16 protein-coding genes and 2 tRNA genes are annotated in these 19,174 nt (G+C 57.0%); 12 read left to right on the forward strand and 6 right to left on the reverse strand.

Translation table 11 applies throughout. The features are described 5' to 3' along the window. Nucleotides 1-104: 104 nt before the first annotated feature. From VXJ35_RS06270 to VXJ35_RS06285, 4 genes are all read right to left on the reverse strand, one after another. Entirely contained in the window at nucleotides 105-1,343 is a 1,239-nt protein-coding gene (locus tag VXJ35_RS06270) for a phage integrase central domain-containing protein (RefSeq protein ID WP_064020911.1), read from the reverse strand. A gap of 171 nt (nucleotides 1,344-1,514) precedes the next feature. Next, nucleotides 1,515-1,588, reverse strand: a tRNA-Cys gene (locus VXJ35_RS06275). Between the two features lie 49 nt (nucleotides 1,589-1,637). Continuing rightward, nucleotides 1,638-1,713: transfer RNA gene (locus tag VXJ35_RS06280), tRNA-Gly, on the reverse strand. A 51-nt stretch (nucleotides 1,714-1,764) separates the two neighbouring features. Continuing rightward, complete coding sequence (locus VXJ35_RS06285) at nucleotides 1,765-2,292, reverse strand: hypothetical protein (protein ID WP_064020912.1); 528 nt, start codon at nucleotides 2,290-2,292, stop codon at nucleotides 1,765-1,767. A 231-nt stretch (nucleotides 2,293-2,523) separates the two neighbouring features. On the opposite strand from VXJ35_RS06285, the gene VXJ35_RS06290 reads away from it, so the two are divergent. From VXJ35_RS06290 to VXJ35_RS06300, 3 genes are read left to right on the forward strand one after another with little or no spacing between them, the layout of a single operon-like run. Next, the gene (locus VXJ35_RS06290) at nucleotides 2,524-3,855 is read left to right on the forward strand and encodes a TolC family protein (protein ID WP_231914859.1); all 1,332 of its coding nucleotides are present in this window, start codon (nucleotides 2,524-2,526) and stop codon (nucleotides 3,853-3,855) included. Between the two features lie 20 nt (nucleotides 3,856-3,875). Beyond that, nucleotides 3,876-4,973, forward strand: a complete 1,098-nt coding sequence (locus tag VXJ35_RS06295; protein WP_064020914.1) for an efflux RND transporter periplasmic adaptor subunit — start codon at nucleotides 3,876-3,878, stop codon at nucleotides 4,971-4,973. After that, the gene (locus VXJ35_RS06300) at nucleotides 4,970-8,230 is read left to right on the forward strand and encodes an efflux RND transporter permease subunit (protein WP_064020915.1); all 3,261 of its coding nucleotides are present in this window, start codon (nucleotides 4,970-4,972) and stop codon (nucleotides 8,228-8,230) included. Before VXJ35_RS06295 ends, VXJ35_RS06300 begins: the two co-directional genes overlap by 4 nt. A 1,027-nt stretch (nucleotides 8,231-9,257) precedes the next feature. Here the strand turns inward: VXJ35_RS06300 and VXJ35_RS06305 are convergent. Together VXJ35_RS06305 and aqpZ are read right to left on the reverse strand one after the other, a co-directional pair. Continuing rightward, complete coding sequence (locus VXJ35_RS06305) at nucleotides 9,258-10,181, reverse strand: DUF3616 domain-containing protein (RefSeq protein WP_064020916.1); 924 nt, start codon at nucleotides 10,179-10,181, stop codon at nucleotides 9,258-9,260. Between the two features lie 75 nt (nucleotides 10,182-10,256). Further along, a complete protein-coding gene (gene aqpZ / locus VXJ35_RS06310; RefSeq protein WP_064020917.1) occupies nucleotides 10,257-10,946 on the reverse strand; it encodes an aquaporin Z in 690 nt (229 codons plus the stop codon). A 308-nt stretch (nucleotides 10,947-11,254) separates the two neighbouring features. Between aqpZ and VXJ35_RS06315 the strand changes: the two genes are divergently transcribed. From VXJ35_RS06315 to VXJ35_RS06355, 9 genes are all read left to right on the forward strand, one after another. Then, complete coding sequence (locus VXJ35_RS06315) at nucleotides 11,255-12,061, forward strand: NAD(+)--dinitrogen-reductase ADP-D-ribosyltransferase (RefSeq protein ID WP_064020918.1); 807 nt, start codon at nucleotides 11,255-11,257, stop codon at nucleotides 12,059-12,061. Then, nucleotides 12,061-12,951, forward strand: a complete 891-nt coding sequence (draG, locus tag VXJ35_RS06320; RefSeq protein ID WP_064020919.1) for an ADP-ribosyl-[dinitrogen reductase] hydrolase — start codon at nucleotides 12,061-12,063, stop codon at nucleotides 12,949-12,951. The genes VXJ35_RS06315 and draG overlap by 1 nt, the downstream gene beginning before the upstream one ends. 105 nt (nucleotides 12,952-13,056) lie before the next feature. Next, complete coding sequence (locus VXJ35_RS06325) at nucleotides 13,057-13,992, forward strand: hypothetical protein (protein WP_064020920.1); 936 nt, start codon at nucleotides 13,057-13,059, stop codon at nucleotides 13,990-13,992. A gap of 162 nt (nucleotides 13,993-14,154) precedes the next feature. After that, a complete protein-coding gene (acpP, locus tag VXJ35_RS06330; protein ID WP_013820083.1) occupies nucleotides 14,155-14,388 on the forward strand; it encodes an acyl carrier protein in 234 nt (77 codons plus the stop codon). A 94-nt stretch (nucleotides 14,389-14,482) separates the two neighbouring features. Next, a complete protein-coding gene (gene fabF, locus VXJ35_RS06335) occupies nucleotides 14,483-15,727 on the forward strand; it encodes a beta-ketoacyl-ACP synthase II (protein WP_064020921.1) in 1,245 nt (414 codons plus the stop codon). Between the two features lie 27 nt (nucleotides 15,728-15,754). Next, nucleotides 15,755-16,594 (forward strand): aminodeoxychorismate lyase, encoded by an 840-nt coding sequence (pabC, locus tag VXJ35_RS06340; protein ID WP_064020922.1) that lies wholly within the window; start codon nucleotides 15,755-15,757, stop codon nucleotides 16,592-16,594. After that, nucleotides 16,579-17,568 carry an endolytic transglycosylase MltG gene (gene mltG, locus VXJ35_RS06345; RefSeq protein WP_231914860.1) on the forward strand — a complete coding sequence of 330 codons (990 nt, stop codon included), beginning with the start codon at nucleotides 16,579-16,581 and terminating at the stop codon, nucleotides 17,566-17,568. Before pabC ends, mltG begins: the two co-directional genes overlap by 16 nt. Further along, nucleotides 17,565-18,191 (forward strand): dTMP kinase, encoded by a 627-nt coding sequence (gene tmk, locus VXJ35_RS06350; RefSeq protein ID WP_064020923.1) that lies wholly within the window; start codon nucleotides 17,565-17,567, stop codon nucleotides 18,189-18,191. Before mltG ends, tmk begins: the two co-directional genes overlap by 4 nt. Continuing rightward, nucleotides 18,179-19,174 carry a DNA polymerase III subunit delta' gene (locus tag VXJ35_RS06355; protein WP_064020924.1) on the forward strand — a complete coding sequence of 332 codons (996 nt, stop codon included), beginning with the start codon at nucleotides 18,179-18,181 and terminating at the stop codon, nucleotides 19,172-19,174. Before tmk ends, VXJ35_RS06355 begins: the two co-directional genes overlap by 13 nt.

The following is a 19,174-nucleotide window of genomic DNA, read 5'->3' on the forward strand; positions in this document are numbered from 1 at the left end:
TTCGCTATTCCGGGAAAATTCATAAAAAAACTTTATTGCCGGGATCGGGTGGGCTGGGCGCGTTAAGCAAAAGCAAGGATTCAGGTGAGCATAAGTTCATCCGGTTACGCCTGGCGCGGAAACTGGATGACTTGCGCGCCTTGTTTCAAGGCATCCAAATAGTCGGCCCATTGCTGCATCATCTTATGCCGTTCCGGCAAATGCGCGGTTCTGTTGTAGGCGCGGCCGTTGGGATCGCGGACCGCGTGGGCGAGCTGGTGTTCGATAAAGTCCGGCCGCACGCCCAACACTTCGTCGAGTATGGTTCTGGCCATGGCCCGGAAGCCGTGCACCGTCATTTTGTCTTTGCCGTAGCTCAAGCGTTTTAGTGCGGCGTTCAGGGTGTTTTCGCTCATACAGCGGATGCCGGACGGCGTCCGTTCCGACGGAAAGACGTAGCGGCCGTGTCCGGTGAGCGGTTGCAGTTCTTCCAAGATGGCGATTGCCTGGCGCGACAGCGGTACGATGTGTTGCACGTTGGTTTTGGTTACCAGGTAACGCCATTCGGCTGTTTGCAGATTAACGTCTTGCCATTGCATGGCTCGCAGTTCGCCCGGCCGGACGAACACCAGCGGCGCCAGTTTCAGTGCGCACAGCGCCGGCAGCGAGCCTTGGTAGCCGTCGATCGCGCGTAATAGTTCGGCGGCTTCTTTTGGTTCGGTGATCGCGGCGAAGTGTTCGCCCTTGGCCGGGGGCAGGGCGCCTTTCAGGTCTTGGGTGATGTCGCGATCGACGCGGCCGGTGGCGACGGCGTAGCGAAACACTTGGCCGCAGATTTGCAGAGTGCGGTGGGCGGTTTCTATGGTGCCGCGCTCTTCGATGCGGCGTAGGCTGGCCAGGATGTCTTTCGGCAGAATGTCGGCAATCGGCTTGGCGCCGAGCCAGGGGAAAATGTTGCGTTCCAGCATGCGCTTGGAGCGGTTGTTTTTTTCGTCCCAGGTTTGGACTTTTTTGGAGCCCCATTCGCGGGCGATGACTTCGAAGCTGTTGGCGAAGCTGTCGGCTCTGGCTTCTTTGACGGCTTTGCGGTTTTCGCCGGGGTCTATCGTCGCCGCGACCAGTTTTCTGGCTTCGTCGCGTTTTTCTCGGGCTTGGCCGAGACTGACTTCCGGATAGGTGCCGAGCGAGAGTTGTTTTTCTTTGCCGTCGAAGCGGTATTTAAACCGCCACCACTTACCCCAGCCGCTTTCCGTGGGCTTGACCAGCAGGAATAAACCTTTGTCGTCGAATAGCTTGAAAGCCTTGCCGTCTTTGGCTTTGTCGCTTTTGTGGGCGTTCCTGCAGGCGATGTCGGATAGGGCCATGGGGGTAACTCCAATCGGGGTAACTCGGTTACCCCCGAATGTTACCCCCGGTTACCCCTGGATTTCAATGAATCCCATTGAACGCTATTGAACAATAAAAAACCCGCTAAGCCTTGTGGCTTGCGGGTTGCGGGTTTGATGTACTTCGTTGAACTGTGCCGAATCGACTAATGGAGGCTGCGACCGGAATCGAACCGGTGTATACGGCTTTGCAGGCCGCTGCATAACCACTTTGCTACGCAGCCTTGATCGGTTAAACAAAAAAGCCGCGTTTTGCCGCGGCTTAATCGAATTTGGAGCGGGAAACGAGACTCGAACTCGCGACCCCGACCTTGGCAAGGTCGTGCTCTACCAACTGAGCTATTCCCGCTTGGCTAACTATCCTGCGTATTATACAAGCTTATTTTTCTTGTGTCAACTCTTATTGCAAGTTTATTGAAGAAGTCCACGCGCGTCGGCCTTGGCATTCCCCGCTGGCTGCGATTTCGACTTCGGCCCACACCAGATTCTTGTCGGTCGGGTCGTTTTGGACTTGAGTTAATTTGACCGGTGTATTCATCGGCATGTGTTTGCAAGAGCCATCGCGGTCGTTTTCCTCGGTATCGTCGTAGGCCGCCAACGAGCCCGGCACGGAAACCAATCTAACCGTCGCATTCGGATCGTAAGTGTTAGGGCTTTTCAGTACGTAACTTTGGCCGGGTACCAGCGGTTTTTGTTGGTGGACCGGCAATTTTGGGTCGGAGCCGCCGCTGAACATCAAAGCGAGCAGAACGACGGCAGCACCGCCGATCGCGCCGTAAAAAACTTTGGGGTTGGATTCTTTTAAAGCCAGAAAACCGGCCAGAGCATTGCCGGCGGCGGCGGTTGGGGCTGCAGCAGGGCTAGCGGCGGCCTGATTCGGCTCCTCGGCTTGATTCGCGGTTTCGTTGGTGTTTTCGTCAAGGCTCATGCGCTGTATCCTCTCAAGCTAATTATTATTATGGGAAGGTTATTGGGTGAGTGCCTAAAGTTACCATGATGACCAAACATTTCAAGCATTCATTTCTACGCCTAAACGACTATCTTAAATTGGCATACTGGCAATATCGAATTTAGGCAAATAAAAAAGGCGAGAAAAGGACGGATTTGGCCTATAATATTAGGAAATACTTAATTACTAACGTTTGGCATGTCTATGCGAATGATTGTGAAATATGGCGTTGTGACGCTTGCGGCTTTGTTGGGTTTTGCGCAACCGGCGGCGTGGGCGTCGAATACCTACACGCTGGAACAAGCCGTCGAGCAGGCGTTGGCGAACAACCCGGAGCTGCGAATCATGCAGGAGCGGATCGAGCAAGCCGACGCCCAGTTGGGGCAGGCGCTGGCCAATTTTTACCCGCAAATCAAAACCAGCCTGTCATACCAGCATAGCGACAATCCGGCCATGGCGTTCTCGATGATCATCGCTCAACGCCGCTTGAATCTTAACGGCGGCGATTTTAACCATCCGGGCGGCGTCGACAATTACCGTCCGCAAGTCACGGCGACTTACTCGCTGTTTCGGGGCGGCCAGGACTACTATTTGAGCCAAGCCGCACAACTGGGCGTCGAAAGTTCCGAACTGGAAAGGGCCGCTACCCGCAACCGTTTGGTGAATAACGTCACCGCCGCCTTCTACGGCGGTTTGGCGGCGATCGAAGCGCACCAGGTCAATAACCGCGCAATTGAGGCGGTGCAAAGCGAATTGAACCAGTCAACAATTCAATACGACGCCGGCGTAGTCCTGAAATCCGACGTATTGTCGTTGGAGGCGCAATTGGCCGAAGCCAAAGATGCCGAAATCCAGTCGGCGCATGCCATCGAGTTGGCGCAGAGCCTGTTGAGGACGCTATTGGGCTTGAATGCTAACGACGCATTCGAATTTGCCGGCAATTTTCAACCCGGTCTGCCGGACAATCCCGCCGGTTTCGACGATTTGCTGAACCAAGCCTTGGCGCAACACCCCGAGTTGAAAAATGCCGAGAAGCGCGCGGCTATCGCCGAACAGCAATTGGCGGCGGCCAAAGCCGCGCATCTGCCGCGGGCCGATGCCTATGTCAGTTACGGTTCGGACAGCAAAGATCTGGCGTTCAGCAGCAACCGCGACAACGTCAGCGCCGGCGTCATGGTCGAAGTTGACGTGTTTTCCGGATTTGCCACCCAGGAAAAAATCCGCAAGGCCGAGCATGAACTGACCGCAGCCCAAGAAACCGTCAGGCAGACCCGGTTGCGCATCGAAAACCAGCTTAAATCGGCGCAGCTCGGCTTGCAGCAGGCTTTGCACCGGGCCGAGGTCAGCGACGCCGCGGTGCGAGCCGCCGAAGAAGCGTTGCGCTTGGTCAACGAGCAACGCCGGGCCGGCGTCGTCACCGTCACCCGCTACCTCGAGGCCGAAGTCGCCCGTGATCGGGCGCGCAATCGGCAAATCGGCGCCCGTTACGATGCATTGCGCGCCGAAGCGGACTTGAAACAAGCCATCGGCTTTTGGCAATAACCCCTTGCAGGCAAACCCACATGTCCCACCATCGTTTTCTTTCCGATAAACCGAAATGGCTGGTGCCGCTGGCGGCTATCGGCGGCCTGTTATTGGTCATTCTACTGGCGCTCGGCGTGCTCGGCGGCGACAGCAAGACCAAGCCCGGCACTACCTCGATAGCCGCCAGAACAGTTCCGGCCAACGCGGCGACTGTGCGCATTGCCAGACAGGCGGAGGCCGGATCGTCGGTGTGGCAGGGTACGCTGCGTTCGCGGCTGGCGGTAAAAATTGCGCCGAAACTGAACGCCAGGATCGTCGAAATGCCGGTTCATCCCGGCGACCGTTTGAAAAAAGGCCAATTGATCGCCAAATTGGACGACCGCGATTTGCAAGCGGCCTATAACGCTGCGAATGCCGCCTACGTCGCGGCCCAAGCCCAGGCCGCTCAGGCCGGCGCCGACGAGAAACGCATCGTCGATCTGTACCAGAAGCAAGCCGCCACCCGGCAAAACTACGACGCGGTAATAGCCCAGGCCAAAGCCGCGCGGGCCATGGCGAATCAAGCCGCCAGCGCGGCGCAGCAGAGCAAGGTCATGCTCGGCGAGAACGTGCTGTACGCACCGTTCGACGGCGTGGTCGGCGAACGCTTCCAGGAGCCGGGCGACATGGCCGTGCCGAACCGGCCTGTCATCAGTTTTCATCAACCCGACGATTTGCGCTTGGAAGCGGCGATAGCCAGCCAATGCGCCGTCCAGCTTGAGCTGGGGGCAACGGTATCGGTCAGAATCGACGCCTTGCGGCAGACGCTGGCGGGCACCATAGACGAAATCAGCCCGGAGATCGATCCGCAAACCCTGACTCAACAAGTCAAGGTCAATTTGCCGAAAACGCCCGGCCTGCAACACGGCCAATTCGCCTGGCTGGAAGCGCGCTGCCAGGCGCCGCAAGCGGTGCTGCTGGTGCCGGCTAGCGCCATCGTCCAATTCGGCCAATTGCAGGCCGTGCGCGTGGTCGAGGGCGGACAATGGCAGATGCGGCATATCCGTAGCGGCAAACGTTACGGCGACCAACTGGAAGTGCTGTCCGGTTTAAAGGACGGCGAAACCATCCTCCTGCAAGGCGAGCTTGGGCAATGAATTCCAACGAAATTAAAAAAGACAGTCTGACGGTTGCCATCGTCCGGTTGTTTACCACTTCGCACCTGTCTTTGTTGTTTTTGCTGATCTCGTTGTTGGCCGGCGCCGCGGCGCTGATGTTGACGCCGCGCGAGGAAGACCCACAAATCGTGGTACCGGTCATGGATGTGTTCGTGCAGGCGCCGGGCGCTTCAGCCGACGAAGTGGAAAAGCAGATCACGACGCCGCTGGAAGTGTTGCTGCGCCAGATTCAAGGCGTGGAATACGTCTATTCCATCTCCCGGCCGGGCCAAGCCGTGGTGACGGTGCGCTATTACGTCGGCGAAAACCTGGAAAACAGCCTGATCAAGACCCGCGATAAATTGCTGGCGAACCAGGACATCATTCCGCCGGGCGTCAGCGATTGGCTGGTCAAACCGGTGGAAATCGACGATGTGCCGATTTTATTGCTGAGCCTGTCGCCGCAAAACGCCAACGTCGATGCGATGGCTTTGCGCCGGATTGCCGACGAACTGATCGAGCGGTTGCGGGCGGTGGATAACGTCGGCAAAAGCTGGGTGGTCGGCGCCGCACCGCGGCGGGTTTCGGTCTATCCGGACCCGGCCAAATTGCAGGCCGGCGGTATCGGACTGGCCGATGTCCAACGCGCCTTGCAACAGAACAACCTGAATTTGCAGGTTGGCCAAACTACCGCCAACGACCGCGAAATCGTGTTGGAAGCCGGACCGTACTACCAAAGCGCGGAGCAGGTCGGCAATACCGTGGTGGCCGGCGGCAACGGCCGTTTGCTGCATTTGCGCGACGTGGCCGAGGTGGTCGACGGACCGGCCGATACCGATTACTACACCCGTATCGGCTTCGGTCCGGCTGTGGCGCAAATGCACGCGGTCGGCGAGCCCGGCCGCTTGCCGCAAGCCGGCGAGGAACGGCCGCTGGCGACCGTCGCCATCGCCAAACGCCGCGGCGCCAATGCGGTCAGCGTGGCCGAACAGGTGCTGGCGCTGACCGAGGAATTGCAAGGCAGCTTGATTCCGGACGACGTGCTGCTGACCGTGACCCGCAACTACGGCGAAACCGCCGACCATAAAGTCAACGAACTGGTCATGCACTTGGGCATTGCCATTCTGACCATCATTGTGCTGTTGGCCTTGTCGCTGGGTTTTAAGGAATCGCTGATCGTATCGCTGGCGGTGCCGATGACGTTCGCCATCACGCTGCTGTGCGATTTGATCTTCGGTTACACGATCAACCGGGTGACCTTGTTTGCCTTGATCTTGTCGCTGGGTTTACTGGTCGACGACCCTATCGTCGACGTCGAAAACATCCACCGCCATTACAAGATGCGTAAAGAGCCGCCATTGCAAGCTTTGCTCAGCGCCGTCGATGAAATTCGGCCGCCGACCATACTGGCGACGTTTGCGGTGATCATGTCCTTCGTGCCGATGTTTTTCATTACCGGCATGATGGGTCCGTATATGGCGCCGATGGCATTTAACGTGCCGATCGCGATGCTGCTGTCGCTGGTCATCGCTTTCAGCGTCACGCCGTGGGCCAGTTATCGTTTATTGAAAGGCGATTACGGCAAAGACCACGGCCCGGCGTTCGATTTGAAACAAAGCCGGGGCTTCAAGATTTACCAGGCCATTCTGGCGCCGCTGTTGGCCGATAAGACCAAGGCCTGGTGGTTTCTGGCGGCGGTGATCGTGGCCTTCGTGTTGTCGGCGTTGATGGCGGTGACCCGGGTGGTGCCGCTCAAGCTGTTGCCGTTCGACAATAAAAACGAGCTGCAACTGGTCATCGACATGCCGAAAGGGGCGTCATTGGAGGCTACCGACCGCGTTGCCGCCGAGTTGGGCCGCTACTTGGCGACCGTCAACGAAATCAGCAGCTACCAGAGCTACGTCGGATTGTCGTCGCCGATGGACTTCAACGGTATGGTCCGCCATTACTATTTACGGCAGGGCGCCAACCTGGGCGATATTCGCATCGTGTTGGCCGATAAAACCCGCCGCGAGCAAGGCTCGCACGAAGTCGCGTTGCGGATGCGGCCCGAGATCGACCGCATCGAAAAACAATTCGGCGCCAACATCAAGATCGTGGAAATGCCGCCGGGGCCGCCGGTATTGTCCACCGTCGTCGCCGAAGTCTACGGCCCGCCGCAAGCCGATTATGCCGATATCATCAATGTCGCCAACCGGGTGCGGGCGGACATGCAGCAAACCGAGGGTGTGGTCGATGTCGACGATTTCGTCGAAGCCGACTACGAAAAATGGCAGTTTCTGGTGGAACACGACAAGGCCGCCGCGTTGGGCGTCACGGCTGCGCAAATCGCCCAAACCCTGCAGTTGGCGCTGGCCGGCGCCGATGTCGGCTTATTGCATGCCGAAAACGAGCGGCAGCCGCTGGCGATCCGGCTGCAATTGCCCAGAGTCGCGCGTTCGTCCGAAGCCGATTTGCTGGCCTTGTCGGTCAAAACCGCCAACGGCGTCTTGGTGCATCTGAGCGAATTGGGCCGATTCGACCGCCAGAGCGGGCAAAAAGCCATTTACCACAAGAACTTGCAGCGTGTGGCTTACGTCACCGCGGAAATGGCCGGCCGCAGTCCGGTCGAGGCGATTCTGGATTTGTTCGACGTGTTCGAAACCAAACCGCTGCCGGCCGGTTATAAAGCCGAAATGGCCGGCGAGGGCGAATGGAAGATCACCGTCGACGTGTTCCGCGACCTCGGTCTGGCTTTTGCCGCGGCGATGGTGATGATCTACATCCTGCTGGTCGGCCAAACCGGCTCGTTGGGCGTACCGCTGATCATGATGATCGCGATTCCGTTGACCGTGATCGGCATCATGCCAGGCTTCTGGCTGATCAATCTGTTTGCCGGCGATGTCGGCGAGTACGCCAGCCCGATTTATTTCACGGCCACGGCGATGATCGGCATGATCGCGCTGGCCGGTATCGTGGTGCGTAACTCGATCATCCTGATCGACTTCATCGAAAACATTTACCGCGGCAATCCGGACATCAGTCTGGCCGACGCCATCGTCGAAGCCGGCGCCACTCGTTTGAACCCGATCTTTTTGACCGCCGCCTCGGCGGTATTGGGTTCGATGATGATCGTGTTGGACCCGATCTTCTCCGGCCTAGCCTGGAGCTTTATCTTCGGCATCATCGCTTCCACCTTGTTTTCGTTGGTGGTGATTCCGGTGGTGTATTTCTTGATTAATCGGGATATGCCCAAGGTAGTCGCGGAGGATGAGTGAGCTTGAATGGCGCCGGTCAAATGAAGATTTTATAGGTTGAGTATGCGAAACCTGGCTTCAACCCAGGTTTTATTGCATTCAATCCAGTAGCGCTAAAGTTCATCGGAACGCTCGAATCGCCAGCGCCATACTTTTGGTGAACCATCCAGAGTATCTGTGGCTTCACCTGCCGTGACTACTACAAGATGGTTGCCGTATACGTCGTCGAACGCAAATGTACAATAGGCAAGACCGGTGGGGCATATGCTTTGAATTTCATGGAATCCTTTGTTCCAAAAGTACCGCCCGTTGCCGAAAGACATGTCCCAGTCTGAACTTCTCGACCAATGGCTAAGGCATGGCTGCCACCCCGCTTGGATCAGCATTTCTCGGGCGTCGGCGTAGATGTGTCCGCCAATTCGAGGGAGTGGGGCGTGTATAGCCGACGCGGGTTGAGGAAAATAGTCATTCGAATGGGGGCTGCCAATTGCGCGTAGCGCCTCACTTTCGGCCAATACTTTCCATTGACAGAGTAAAGATGATGGAAAGTTTGCTGAGTCGGTATCTACAAGTTTAGCGCAGTTCTGACATAGCCAAATCGCGTTATCGATAGAGGCGCGCTCCTTCGGAGTCATTTCTATGTTGTAGCGAGGTCCGCCAGGGGAGGCAGCGGCAATGTGGGCGGCTACCCCAAGGCTTATCGATTTGTGTGTTTCAATGTGTGGGCCGCTTGTGGACGCTTTGCAGGCTGGGTTTGAACAACGTAAACCAACACGTTTTGCTAGCGCGTCCTTGGTCGCTCTTGAGAAGTCGTCTCGAGGCATTTAGATATCGAAGGTCTAACAAATAACTAAATAGCTTACTAAATATGCCGCAGACCTGGGATTGTATCCGAGTAAATTTTACGTTGGCTGGATGAAAGAAGCGTGAAAAACCGCCGGGACGGAATTCTTTCCTTACTACTGCATAAGCGACTTGGCGGCGGAGACCTTAAAAGCCGGGCGTTGGACGTCTCAACTACATCAAAAAGTCCAGTTGTATTATTCCGTCAAAGTCTTACCGAAACGCATTGAAACCCCTTCGTATCGCCATCGTCGCTCAACAATTCGACCCAATCCGTTTGGCCGGGAAAAAAGAACGCCGCCTCGATATTCAGTTCGCCAAGGTCGGCGTCCAAGCGCTTGGGCTTATGGGTTGGTTTGTTGCTGTGCCACAGATACAACCGGTGTTTCTCGCTACGGTCTTCGTTGGCATGGTAGGGCCCGGCGACGATCAGGTATTCGTCGCCTTGGCGCCAGGCGATGTCGCGGATACCGTAGCCGCCGAGGTCAAGTTCGATTGGGTCGCCGAATGTTGCGGTTTGGCCTTGCAGAAGGTTTAGCGGATTCAGTAGCGGCACGATCAGGGCCTTAGCATCTTGTAACCGGCCGTTTTTCTCGGTGCCGCCGGCGAGCGGATTGCGAAAACCGATCAGCAAACTTTGCTCCGGCGTCGCTGCCAAGCCTTCGATACTGAGGCCGCCCGAGGCTTTGGGCGCTATGCCGACCGCCTTATCCAGCCGATAGGGTTTAAACCGGCGGTCCAGGATCAGGTCGTCGATCAAGGTCCGATAAATCCGCCCGTAACGTTGCCCGCTGAATTCGCCGGTGGCGTTACGCTGGATTTGCAGCGCGAACAGACGGTGGCGGCTGGGGCGGCGTTCGCCGTCTTTGTTGGTACTGTGGGATCCGATCCAGAAATAAACGTTGCCGATCGCCGCCGCGCCTTCCAAATCGATTTCGCAGCCTTTGCCGTCTTCGATTTCGCCATCGAAAACCCTTGATAAGGCAATCGCCGGATTTAACGTTTGTTCCGGGCCTTTTTCGAAAACACTGAGTCGGTTTTCTTCGTCGTCCGCAACGACAAAATAATTGCCGTCAAGCGCAACCGCGCCGGACACATTGGAACTGCCTTCGTAGTTTTTCCGGTCCATGTCTGGCTCCTGGCGTCAGGACGGTTTTAAGGATGGTGGGACGCGCCGGTTGGCCATCCCACCGGAGCCGCGGGATTAGGTTTCGCTGCTGCCGATAAAACGATAGACCAAAGCGCCCAGCACCGCACCGATAATCGGCGCCACCCAGAACAGCCAAAGTTGCGCCAAGGCCCAATCGCCGACATATACCGCCACGCCCAGGCTGCGGGCCGGATTGACTGAAGTATTGGTGACCGGAATGCTGATCAAGTGAATCAGCGTTAAGCCGAGACCGATGGCGACAGGTGCCAGGCCGGCCGGGGCGCGGGCGTCGGTGGCGCCGAGGATGATCAGTAAAAACATCATCGTCATCACCACTTCGGTAATCAGCGCGGACAGCAGGGAGTAGCCGCCCGGCGAATGTTCGCCGTAACCGTTGGAGGCAAAGCCGGCGGACACATCGAAGCCGGCCTTGCCGCTGGCGATTAAATACAACACGCCGCCGGCGACGATGGCGCCGATGACTTGGGCGACAATGTAAGGCAACAATTGATTGGCCGGAAACCGGCCGCCCATCCACAAGCCAACCGACACCGCCGGATTGAGATGGCAGCCGGAAATATGGCCGATGGCATAGGCCATGGTCAGTACCGTCAAACCGAACGCCAGCGAAACCCCGAGCAAGCCGATGCCCACATTCGGAAACGCCGCGGCCAACACCGCGCTACCGCAGCCACCAAGAACCAACCAAAATGTCCCGAAGGACTCGGCTACATACTTTTTCATATGAATCTCCTGTGTGTTGTTATAGTTTTGCCCGTCATCGATCACTTGTTTTTTGTTTAATAATCAATCGGCTAGCGCACTGTATTCCGGGTCTTTGTGTGATGTCAATCACAAAAAACGGCTGGATTCTTGCTTGCTGCTTGCTATTTCTAACTAGCCGCCCGGTTGCGTGGTTTGGGATTTAGCTTTACGGCGCGAAGAATACCGGGCGAATTCGTCCCTACAGGCCTGTTCGGGATGGCTAATTGCCCTATTCGATGTGAGAATTAGGGCTTATCCAATTGCCGGACTTGCTTTCCGATTAATCCATGCCCGATAGTTCTTTGTATAGCTACAGCACCAACTTGATCGGCATGGCGACGGCTTGCATGGCCAGCCATCTGTTTAACGACTATCCCAAACCGCTGCATATCGCCGGTACCCGCGAGTCTGCGCCGGGTTTGTTCGAACAATTGGCGCAGCAGCCGAGTTTGGCCGAATGCGGCCGGGTGTTTCAGGATTATATGTGCGTGGTGTTCGGTTTCGAGACCGAACAGCGCCTACGCGACGATGCCCTGGGCCGGCGCCGCTACCGTAACAGTTACTTACGGCTGATTCAGGATTGGGGCATGGATTCCAACAACGCCCAGGGTGCGGTAATGAAGGGCTGGGTGGAAAGCCGGTTCGGCTTGTTTCCGAGCTTTCATAAAACCCGGATTCGCAATTTCATCAGCAACGACTGGTTGACTTACATCGAAGAAAAGATGAACAGCCGCTACCACAACAATTGCATTTATATGCAGTTGGATCTGGTTTACGAGTTTTGCCAGTGGGTGGTCGAGCGGTTCCAGGTTCCGGCCGCGACCCACAAAACGCTGTACCGCGGCGTCGATACTTTGGACGATTACGTCGTCAAAGACGAAGGTCGGCACGACAAAATTGTGCGGTTTAACAGTATTACATCCTTTACCGACCGGCCCGGTATCGCCAGCGAATTCGGCGCCAACATTCTGGAAGTGCGGGTGCCGATGGTCAAGCTGGTGTTTTTTAACGAATTGCTGCCGCACCACGCTTTGCGCGGCGAAGCGGAATATCTGGCGATTGGCGGCGATTACCGGGTTAGGGTGTTGAGCTGATGGATGCGCAAATTTCGAATCGGGCCTTGGGCGCTTATCTGGGCTTTGCTTGCGGCGATGCGCTGGGGGCGACGGTGGAGTTCATGTCGCCGCAGCGGATTCAAAAACGTTACGGCGTGCACCGCGACATTGTCGGTGGCGGCTGGTTGGGCCTGGAGCCGGGCCAGGTTACCGACGATACCCAGATGTGTTTGGCCTTGGGCCAGGCGATCATCGACAACCAAGGCTGGAATTTGTCGGCGGTAGCCGAAAATTTTCTGGCCTGGCTGGAAAGCGGGCCGGTCGATGTCGGCAATACCTGCCGCCGCGGCATCCTCCGGTTTCGCGATCGCGGCGAACTGTCCGGCGAACCGCGCGACGACGAAGCCGGTAACGGCGCCTGCATGCGCAATCTGCCGGTGGTGTTGGCGACCTTGCGGCGGCCGGAATTGTTTGAACTGTGGAGTTTGCAGCAGAGCCGGATCACTCATCACCATCCGTTATCCGACGCCGGGACATTGGCGCTGGGCCGGATCGCCGGGCTGTTGATCGACGGCCAAGATGCAGCGGCTTGCCGCGAGGTAGCCGATGGTTTGGTGGGGCGGTTCGTGGAATTCGCTTACGACCCTTATCCGGGCCGGGCTTCGGGATATATCGTCGATACCGTGCAGACCGTGCTGCACCATTTTTTCAACAGCGACAGCGTCGAATCCTGCTTGGTTGCCACGGTCAACCAGGGCGGCGATGCCGATACCACCGGCGCGCTGGCAGGCATGCTGGCCGGTGCCAAATATGGCGTAGACGGCATTCCGCGGCGCTGGCTGCAGCGGCTGGACCCCGCGGTTGCCGCTCAAATCTGCAGTCAGGCCAACGCTCTGTTGCGGCTCGGTAGTGCCGGTTCTCCGGGATAAACGGCATAACGCACGCGGAAGCTGTCGTTTGTCGCCGGGAGATTTTTGTTCGGTCAGCCCGATTCGGCCTACAATGCCGGGCTTGGCCATTAGGATGATCAACCGATGACGCAACAGTCGTTTACCTTCGAACAAATCCATATAGAAGTCGCCCGCAACGCCTCCGACGATTTCAACCTGTTTCACGACAAGCACAAATGGTTGCAGATTACCCATAACCCGTTCAAAGGCCCGATCGTGTTGGGCTTTCAGCTGAATACGTTGATCGAGTACCAGATGCGCCTGTACCGCGAGGCGCAGCACGAAGACCAAATTATTGCCGAGAAGCAACTGCGGTTCAGCAATTACCAGATTACCTTCGTCAACGCGCTACGCCCGCGTCAGGAAATGGCGTTGAACATCAAGAAGACTTTGATCAATACCATACCGGAGTTGACCTTGACCAACCGGGTGGCGATGAAATCGCAAGGCAAGACCATTCTGTTGGGTTACAAGAAGGAGACCAAGTCGCCGCTGTTTTTGGCCGATGTCGATTTGGGCGGCTTGCCGGATTTGAACGGCATCGCCGATAAAACCGTGGTGCCGGGCACCGATTTCTTTCTGAAGCGGAAATGGATGAACAACGGCAACGTCAAAAATTTTCTGTCCGGGTCGTTCGCCGAGCAATCGGATTATTTCGACGAATTGACCCATGTCGCGCATTATCCGGAGGTGTATCCGTGCAGCCTGACCTCCGGAGCCTTGCTGGAGAAAGCGCAGTTGGAGAACCACGATTTCAAGCGCAATCCGATGGTATACACCTCGCACGATATTTCGGTGGACCGAGAGCATTTGGCCAGGGTCAAAAATAACGACAAACTGCATATCCTGGTCAAGCAATTGCCGGAATCGAAAGACAATACGCTGAACCAAACCAGTATCATGCTGCGCACTTACGAGTGCTTCGGTTTGTTGGAAGACGGCACGATTTTGTACCGGATCAAGCTGAATTTGGTGCCTTTGGAAGAGATTCTGAGAAATTTGCGCGGTAAGGCCGCTTAGCGGCGCGGGCCGGCCTAATGTTGTGAAATTTTTGGAACATCAAGTATAATCCGCGAAGTCGTTAGGCTAGGCCAGTGACGAGATAGCAAATTCAATTAATACAACACTAAAGATAAGGTAAGTGCTTGCAATCGGGCATTTGCATTGTTCGAGGAAAAACATATGAGTAATATCGAAGAACGAGTAAAAAAGATTGTCGCGGAACAATTAGGCGTAAAGGAAGAAATCGCAAACGATGCGTCTTTTGTCGACGATCTTGGTGCTGATTCTTTAGACACAGTTGAACTCGTCATGGCTTTGGAAGAAGAATTCGAATGCGAAATTCCGGACGAAGAAGCCGAAAAAATCACCACCGTCCAATTGGCTATCGATTACATCAACGCCAATCTGCAATAACAGCACGTTGTTTCCAAACGCTAGTGGATGATGCCATCCACTAGCCGATATATCCCCTTCTCTGGTCGTCTTCTTTATTTACCGGTAGTTTACTGTGAGCACACGTCGAGTTGTAATTACGGGCTTAGGCGCTGTTACGCCGTTAGCCAACAATGTTGCGGATACCTGGGACGGTATTGTCAATGGCAGAAGCGGCATCGGCCCAATCGATTCCTTTGATATTTCGCCTTTCGCAACGACTTTTGGTGGCGTGATCAGAAACTTCAATATCGGCGACTACATCCCGGAGAAGGATGCCAAGCGGATGGACGGTTTCGTCCACTACGGCATCGCCGCCGGCTGCCAGGCGATCGAGGACTCCGGCATCGTCGTTACCGAAGAAAACGCCGAGCGCATCGGCATCGCGATCGGTGCCGGCATCGGCGGCATCACCGGTATCGAAGAGTGCTACGCGACATACGTGGCGGGCGGCCCGCGCCGGATTTCGCCGTTCTTCGTACCCGGCAACATCATCAACATGATCTCCGGCAACCTGTCGATCAAATACGGTATGAAAGGGCCGAATTTCGCAATCGTCACTGCCTGTTCGACCGGTACCCACAACATCGGCGACGCCGCCAGGCTGATCAAATACGGCGATGCCGACGTGATGGTCGCCGGCGGCGCCGAGCGCTGCACGACTTCGCCGACCGCGATGGGCGGATTTGCCTCGGCAAAAGCCTTGTCGCGGCGTAACGACGATCCGCAACGCGCCAGCCGGCCCTGGGACCGCGACCGCGACGGTTTTGTCCTCAGCGACGGCGCCGGCGTTATCGTGCTGGAAGAGCTGGAACATGCCAAGGCCCGCGGCGCCAGGATTTACGCCGAGTTGGTCGGTTACGGCATGAGCGGCGACGCCTACCACATCACCTCGCCGTCGGAAGGCGGCGAAGGCGCGGCGCGTTGTATGCGCAATGCGATGCGCGACGCTAAAATCACCCCGGAGCAGGTCGATTACATCAATGCCCACGGCACGTCGACCCCGGCCGGCGATGTCGGCGAAACCCATGCCATGAAGAAGGCGCTGGGCGATCACGCCTATAAAGTGGCGGTCAGTTCCACTAAATCGATGATCGGCCACCTGTTGGGTGCCGCCGGCGGTATCGAAGCGGTGTTGACGGCCTTGGCGATCAAGCACCAGATCGCGCCGCCGACCATCAATCTGGAAAATCAGGATCCCGATTGCGATCTGGACTACGTGCCCAACACCGCCAGAAACATGAAAATCGACGTGGCGATTTCCAACTCCTTCGGATTCGGCGGCACCAACGGCTCGCTGGTTTTCAAGCGCTTCGAATAAAGCGGTCCGATCCGACAGTGTCCGGCTATGTTTTTATTGAATGGCGCACCCGGACACTACGTCGACGTTGCCGATCGCGGATTTCAATACGGCGACGGCCTATTCGAAACTATCGAAGTTCTGAATGGGCGGCCGCTATTTCTTGATCGCCACCTGAAACGCTTGGCCCACGGCTGCCGGCGTTTACTGATTCCGATGCCGCAGTCCGAGCTGTTGGCGGCAGAGGCTAGGCAACTGGCGCTTGAGTTCGACCGCGGCGTGCTGAAAATAATCGTTACCCGCGGCAGCGGCGGCCGGGGCTATCGCCAGCCCGAGCCAATTCAACCGACCAGGCTGCTCGGCCTGCATCCTTACCCGGACTATCCCGAGAATTTCCAAACCCAAGGTATTCGCGCCCGTTTCTGTTGGCAGCGGTTGTCGGTCAATTCCGCTCTGGCCGGGATCAAGCATTTGAATCGGCTGGAACAAATTTTGGCCAGAGCCGAATGGCGCGACGACGATATTCAGGAGGGCTTGATGCTGGATACCGAGGAACGCGTGGTCGAGGGCGTGATGAGCAACCTGTTTGCCGTCAAAGCCGGCCAGTTGTATACGCCGAGCCTGGCCGGCTGCGGCGTAGCCGGGATTATCCGCGAATTGGTGATCGGTTTTGCCTGCGATATCGGCCTGCCGGTCCATGAAATTCCGCTCGATCAAGTCGAGGTACTGGCCGCCGACGAGTTGTTCGTAACCAATTCGGTGATCGGCATTTGGCCGGTCAGACGCCTGGAACAGCGCGTACTGGAAGTGGGGCCGTTAACCCGGCGCCTGCAGAACTTGTTGAATCAGGCCCGAATGGCCGAGGCACAGCCGTGTTTCGCAGCATAGTCGCCTTCACCTTGCTGATGGTCTTCGGTCTGCTGTCGATTTGGGCCGGCATGCATTACCACATCATCGAGAAAAAACCGATTGTGATCGGCGAAACCGTCATCGAAATCAAAAAGGGCGATACGCTGGAAACGGTAATCAAAACCCTGCGTAACCAGCGGGTTATGGTAAACCGGTTTTGGTTCAAGCTGTTCGCCTACCGCAAGCATCTGGACCGCACCTTGAAGGTCGGCGAATACGTGCTGGCGAAGGGCGCCACCGCCGCCGACGTGCTGCAACAGCTTACCGAAGGCCGTACCCGCCAATATTCGATTACCTTTCCGGAAGGCTGGACGTTCAAGCAGATGTTCCAGGCCATCAAGGAAAACCCGAATTTGCAACACACCCTGAGCGACAACGAGCTGAAAGACTTGATGGCGAAGATCGGTTCCGACAAGAACCACCCGGAAGGCCTGTTCTTTCCCGATACCTATTTTTTCGAAAAAAATACCTCGGACGTGGATTTGCTGAAACGCGCGCATGACCGGATGCAGGCCGTGCTGCGCGAGGAATGGCGCAAGCGCGACCAGAACGTGCCGTTGGACGACCCTTACCAGGCGCTGATTCTGGCGTCGATTGTCGAGAAAGAAACCGGTGCCGGCGAAGAACGCCGGCAAATAGCCGGCGTGTTCGCCCGCCGCTTGAAGAAGGGCATGCTGTTGCAAACCGATCCAACCGTGATTTACGGCATGGGCGACGATTACCACGGCGACATTCGCCACAAAGACTTGCGCGAGCCGACGCCATACAACACTTACGTGATCGAAGGCCTGCCGCCGACGCCGATCGCGATGCCCGGCAAACAGTCTATCGCCGCCGCTTTGCATCCAGACGACGGCGATGCGCTGTTTTTCGTCGCCCGCGGCAACGGCCGCCACGCCTTCTCGGCAACCCTGGCCGAGCACGAGAAGTACGTGGACCGTTACCAGCGATGAAGCCGGGCCGGTTCATTACATTGGAAGGCGGCGAAGGCGTCGGCAAATCCACTAATTTGCAATTCATCCGCCAATGTTTGGCCGAACGCGATATTCCGCTGCTGGTTACCCGCGAACCGGGCGGTACGCCGATTGCCGAGAAAATCCGCGCCATTCTGTTGGAACGGAGCGACGAAGCGTTGAGCGAACAGGCCGAACTGTTGCTGGTATTCGCAGCGCGGGCCCAACATATCCGCCAGGTGATCGAGCCGGCGTTGCTGCGCGGAGAATGGGTGGTTTGCGATCGATTCACCGATGCGACCTACGCCTACCAAGGTGCCGGGCGTAATATGGACCTGGCTACGATAGCCTGGCTGGAGCGGACGGTGCAAGGCGGGCTGCGCCCGGATTTGACCTTCGTCCTTGATGCACCGGTCGCGACCGGTTTGCAGCGGGCTAAACGCCGCGGCGAATTGGACCGTTTCGAAACCGAACAACTGGATTTTTTCGAACGCATTCGGCAAAGCTATTTACACCGCGCCGCCGGCGACCCCGCGCGTTACAAAGTCATCGACGCCGCACTGCCGTTGCCGCAAGTTCAGGCGCGTCTGCTGGCCGAATTGGAAACGCTATGGGCGAACTGACGCTTTACCCTTGGCAACAGCAACATTGGCAGAGACTGCGGAGCTACATTCAACAAAACAGAGTTCCGCAAGCCCTGTTATTTTCCGGGCCGGCCGGCCAGGGTCGCCGCCATCTGGCCGAATATTACGCCCGCGCCTTGCTCTGCCATGCCCCGCAAGACGGCGGTAATCCCTGCGGGGTTTGCTCCGCTTGCAAATTATGCGACGCCGCTACCCATCCCGACTTTATCGCGGTCGAGCCGGACGAACCCGGTAAGGCCATCGGCATCGATAAAGTCAGGCAGTTGATCGTCAAGCTGGCGTTGAAGCCGCAATACCATGCTTACCGGGTTGCAATTTTCCAACCGGCCGATGCAATGAACACCGCATCCGCGAATGCGTTTCTGAAATGCCTGGAAGAGCCGGGCGAGCGGACTTGTCTGCTGTTGATCAGCGAACAACCGGCCCGCCTGCCGGCGACGATACGCAGCCGCTGCCAGAAGATTGTCTGCGAAGTACCGGAACGTAACGCAGCCTTGCAGTGGTTGAGCGGCGCAGGTGTGCGGGATCAAGCCGAGTTGCTGTTGGATTTGGCCGGGGGCGCGCCGCTATTGGCCAAACGATACGCCGAAACCGGGATAGTCCCGCTGCGGCAAGAATATTTTCGGGCCTGGCTGCAAATTGCCGAGGGCAAGGCCGACTGGTTGGCCGTCGCCGAGCGCTGGCAGAAACAGGAACATCTCGATTTAGGGGTGGTGTTGGCCTGGATGGCCGGTTGGCTGGCCGATATCGTCAAATGCCGGCATCGGGCCGATTCGGCGCATTTGGCCAATCCCGATCTGAAAAACAGCTTGCAAGGCTTTGCCGAGCGGCTAGAATTGCCGGGAGTTTACCGATTCTACGACCGCGTGCTGACGGCCAAAGCGCAGTTGGCTACGCAACTGAATCAGCAACTGATGCTAGAACAACTGTTAATCGACTGGTCTCAACTCAACGCACACTGA

Source organism: Methylomonas sp. DH-1, from assembly GCF_046097555.1.
GTDB classification, from domain to species: domain Bacteria; phylum Pseudomonadota; class Gammaproteobacteria; order Methylococcales; family Methylomonadaceae; genus Methylomonas; species Methylomonas koyamae.